This is a genomic window from Pseudoalteromonas prydzensis (genome assembly GCF_011050055.1).
In the GTDB taxonomy this organism is placed as follows: Bacteria; Pseudomonadota; Gammaproteobacteria; order Enterobacterales; family Alteromonadaceae; genus Pseudoalteromonas; species Pseudoalteromonas prydzensis_A.
In genome coordinates this window covers 1-2,886 of record NZ_DRGM01000022.1, presented here as the reverse complement: position 1 = coordinate 2,886, position 2,886 = coordinate 1, and the positions used below count along the sequence as shown (strand labels likewise).

The window sequence follows — 2,886 nt, the reverse complement described above, 5'->3', positions numbered from 1 at the left end:
CATCACTTTAATAAAGACTGCCAAGAGCTGCGTAATTTTGACATAAACGTACGCAACACCTATTTGCATGTATATAACGCGGGTATTACTAAATTCGACAATGAAAACGACGAGTTTACTAAATACCAAAAACTAATAAGCGCCTTTCATAATATTGATAACGAACGCGATGCCGTTGAGCGCCAAGCCCGTGTTGCGCTTACCGAAGTGGCCGCAACTATTAAAGGCTTGCGAGAAGATTTAGACCGCCTTCGCCGCGAAATGAATAGCTTTAATAAAGGCATAAGCCAGCACCGTATTTCAAATCTGCAAGCGTTTAAAATTAACGTAATACCGCGCAAAATGCTGGTTGATAGTATAGATACCATTATCAGCACGTCGCATCAGTTTGAGCAAGGTGACACGCTTGATTTACTTAGCCAAGAACCGTACAGCGAAAATGCGGTAAACGAAGCGAAAGATCACTTAATTAAACTCGCCTCAGATAAAGCGGGTTTAACACTTACCGATTTATTTGATATTCGATTTGAAGTGGTTAACCGTGCAGGTGAAACAGAGCACTTTGAAAAAATAGACTCAGCGGGTTCAAACGGAACACGTATTACTATTAAGTTATTGTGTGGCATGTTGTTTATTCGCTACTTATTGAGTGACCAGGAACAAAACCTATACCGTATACCTATTTACATAGATGAAGCGGCCGACATTGACCCACAAAATCAAAAAGCAATTATAGAAACCGCACTAAGCTTTGGTTTTGTGCCTATATTTGCCTCAGTTAAGCCACAAATAAGTTGTGACTACATTGTGCCTATTCGTTCAGTAAAAGACGGTGCACAAAACTGGGTAGATGAAAAAGATTGGATTGAAGTTGAACACAATTAATTGGCCGTTAAGGCAAACCAACTAAACTAAAATATAGGACGTTTAAATAATACACATTTAAACTATGTGTGTTATTTTAAATTAATGCATTTTATTGGAGCAAACGTAATGAAAAATATACTTATTGTTGCAGCGCTAGCACTTCTTACAGCCTGTACACAAACCCCAGATTGGGATTACGATAAATCAGCTAACTTTAGTAATTTTAAAACATTTGCTTGGGTAGAAAACGCCAGCCTAACTAAAGACACAAATAACTATCAAATTAATGGCCTAATGGAAAAGCGTGTTCGCACTGCCGTTAATGCAGAATTGAGCCAAACACTAGGTATGAGTTTAGTTGATGTAGCGCAAGCTGATGTACTTGTTAACTATCATGCATCGGTAGATAAAGAGCTTGAAGTAGACAACTTCAATATAAACTACCGCCCGCATTGGGGTTATTGGGGTACTGGTTTTCAACGCGATACAACTGCGCGTGAATACGAAGTGGGTACACTGATTATTGATATTGTAGACCGTGAATCTAACCAGCTAGTATGGCGCGGCGCAAAAGAAGGTCGATTAAAGAAAAATCAATCGCCAGAAAAGCGTGAAGCATCAATTAACAAAACAGTGAGCGAAATTTTAAGTAACTTCCCGCCGCAAAAGCAGCTGTAAGTTAAAATTAGTTTTTAAAAAGCTCACAGCATGTGAGCTTTTTTGTAGGTGTGTATTTTTGGAACTTTTAAAATAAAGTAATTACGAGCAACGCCCGTCACGTCAGCAAGCTGCACGTCTACAAAATAAACACCGGATTAAACTTTACCTGTAGGCGCTAAGCTTGCTTGCGCGAGAAGCGATAGCTTCTAATTACTTATTTTTATAGCGCTATATTTAATCCTAAATTACGAGCTACGCTCGTCACTTCAGCAAGCTGCTCGTCTACAAAAACACTATATTAAACTTTACCTGTAGGCGCCAAGCTTGCTTGCGCGAGAAGCGATAGCTTCTAATTACTTTGATAGCTATATTTAATCCTAAATTACGAGCTGCGCTCGTCACGTCAGCAAGCTGCACGTCTACAAAAACACCGCGTTAAATTTACGATTTATACTTATGCAGTAACTCAAGCGGTATATGGCAATAGTCATCAGGATGATTAGTTAAGCGGTCTTGATGCTCAGGATCGCTTGGCACGTAGTTAGTTAACAGCTCTACCCCTACCACAATTTTATCGGCATCACTTCGCTGGCTTATATAATTGCTAGCAACCTCTAAATGATCTTGGCTTTTGCTATAGATGGCAGTGCGATATTTGGGGCCTACGTCATCCCCTTGTTTATTAATGCTGCATGGGTCAATAATTTCAAAAAAGTAGTCATACAGGTTATTTAGGCTAACGACTTTTGGGTCAAAAATTACCTTTACGCATTCGGCATAACCATCGTATTCGCCGTTAGTGGTTTTGCTTGTACCATTAGCGCGCCCTGCTTCAGTACTTATTACACCAGGTAAGTGTTTTAAAAATTCTTGCACGCCCCACAGGCAGCCACCAGCAAAGTAAATAGTATCCTGTTGTTTTATATTCATAATAAATGTGACCAAGTTTGTTAGAGGCATTAACTTTGCAAATGATTATCAAATGCAGTTTTTAATGAATTAATGTACAATCGCGCCAAAATCGCAGTTGTTTAATTGAATTATTTTATCACGCCTTAAAAGTGTGTTCTGAATTTAATTGTTATCGTAATTGCATATAAAAAATGAGACACACAACATGAAATGGTCACCGCACTTTATACTCCCTGCACTGCTATGCAGCGTGAGCAGTTTTGCCTACGGCGAAGCTGTAACTGATAAAACTGAAACATCACCGGCAATCGAAAAAATAACAGTTGAGGCATCGCCCACTGCAAACACATTACCTGTAGGTACATTTGACTCTCCAGTATCTAATTTAGAGTATGACCCACGTGTTGATTTACAATCACGTAATATGGCTGAAGCGCAAGCCGATGT

Annotated in this window: 2 protein-coding genes and 2 pseudogenes; 3 read left to right on the top strand and 1 reads right to left on the bottom strand. The window is 39.3% G+C overall.

The window, feature by feature from the left end; genetic code table 11:
• Together ENH88_RS01660 and ENH88_RS01655 are read left to right on the top strand one after the other, a co-directional pair.
• A pseudogene (locus tag ENH88_RS01660) lies at positions 1–885 on the top strand (ATPase); the annotation flags it as partial.
• A 108-nt stretch (positions 886–993) separates the two neighbouring features.
• Positions 994–1,545 carry a DUF4136 domain-containing protein gene (locus ENH88_RS01655; protein WP_304178795.1) on the top strand — a complete coding sequence of 184 codons (552 nt, stop codon included), beginning with the start codon at positions 994–996 and terminating at the stop codon, positions 1,543–1,545.
• Positions 1,546–1,968: 423 nt separating this feature from the next.
• On the opposite strand, the gene ENH88_RS01650 is transcribed toward ENH88_RS01655, so the two are convergent.
• Positions 1,969–2,457 carry a peptide-methionine (S)-S-oxide reductase gene (locus ENH88_RS01650; RefSeq protein WP_304178793.1) on the bottom strand — a complete coding sequence of 163 codons (489 nt, stop codon included), beginning with the start codon at positions 2,455–2,457 and terminating at the stop codon, positions 1,969–1,971.
• A 187-nt stretch (positions 2,458–2,644) separates the two neighbouring features.
• Here ENH88_RS01650 and ENH88_RS01645 point away from each other — a divergent pair.
• Positions 2,645–2,886, top strand: a pseudogene (locus ENH88_RS01645) (TonB-dependent receptor); the annotation flags it as partial.

Coding starts and splice junctions, on each gene's coding strand:
- ENH88_RS01650 (WP_304178793.1), bottom strand. CDS start 2,457: ATGAATATAAAACAACAGGATACTATTTACTTTGCTGGTGGCTGCCTG.
- ENH88_RS01655 (WP_304178795.1), top strand. CDS start 994: ATGAAAAATATACTTATTGTTGCAGCGCTAGCACTTCTTACAGCCTGT.